This is a genomic window from Rhodococcus sp. SB1D (genome assembly GCF_048573875.1).
Taxonomy (GTDB): Bacteria; Actinomycetota; Actinomycetes; order Mycobacteriales; family Mycobacteriaceae; genus Rhodococcus_F; species Rhodococcus_F qingshengii.
In genome coordinates, this window is sequence record NZ_JBMAIQ010000039.1 from 1 (window position 1) to 1,194 (window position 1,194).

Annotated in this window: 1 protein-coding gene; it reads left to right on the plus strand. The window is 61.1% G+C overall.

What is annotated here, in order from left to right:
- A partial coding sequence (locus tag ACN50D_RS31230; RefSeq protein WP_419970258.1) for a condensation domain-containing protein occupies window positions 1-1,194 on the plus strand: 1,194 nt, incomplete at both ends.

The following is a 1,194-nucleotide window of genomic DNA, read 5'->3' on the forward strand; positions in this document are numbered from 1 at the left end:
GCTCGGGTGCGTCCGGAGCGGGTGCCGTTGTCGTTGGCGCAGCAGCGGATGTGGTTCTTGAACCGTTTCGATACGTTGTCGTCGGCGAACAATATTCCGGTGGCGATTCGGTTGTCGGGGTTGTTGGATGTGGCGGCGTTGGACGCTGCGGTGTCGGATGTTGTTGTGCGGCATGAGATTTTGCGGACGGTGTATCCGGAGGTCGACGGTGTCGGGTTCCAGGAGGTGTTGTCTGCGGATCGGGTGCGGTTGGATTTGTCGCCGGTGGCGGTGTCGGAGTCCGATGTCGTTGGTGCGGTGACGGAGTTCTTGTCGGCTGGTTTCGATGTGGCGGTGGAGGTTCCGGTTCGGGCGCGGTTGTTCGCGGTGTCGGAGTCGGAGTTCGTGTTGGCGATGGTGGTTCATCACATCAGTGGTGATGGTGTGTCGATGGGGCCGTTGACGCGTGATGTGATGGTGGCGTACGAGGCTCGTTCTCGGGGTGAGGTGCCGGGGTGGACGCCGTTGGCGGTGCAGTATGCGGATTACGCGTTGTGGCAGCGGGAGACTCTCGGTTCGGAAGATGATCCGTCGTCGTTGATTTCGCGTCAGATCGGGTTCTGGGAGTCGGCGTTGGCGGGGTTGCCGGATCAGTTGGATTTGCCGGCTGATCGTCCGCGGCCGGCGGTGGCGTCCAATCGTGGTGCTGCGTATTCGTTCGTGATTGATCGTGATGTGCATGTGTCGTTGAGTGACGCTGCGCGTGAGTCGAATTCGTCGTTGTTCATGGTGGTGCATGCGGCGTTGGCGGTGTTGTTGTCGCGGTTGTCGGGGACGTCCGATATTGCGATCGGTACTCCGGTGGCGGGTCGTGGTGAGCAGGTTCTCGATGATTTGATCGGGATGTTCGTCAATACGTTGGTGTTGCGGACCGAGGTGGATTCTTCGGAGTCGTTCTCGGGGTTGTTGGGTCGGGTTCGTGAGGGCGATCTGGGTGCGTTTGCGCATGCGGATGTGCCGTTCGAGCGGTTGGTGGAGGTGCTCAATCCGGCGCGGTCGCAGGCTCGTAATCCGTTGTTCCAGGTGATGCTGTCGTTCCAGAGCGCACGCCAGACCGGGTTGCAGTTGGGCGATCTGACGGTTGCGGGCGTCGATACCGGCGCGGTGGCGGCGAAGTTCGATCTGCAGTTGACCATGGTCGAGCAGTTCGACGAG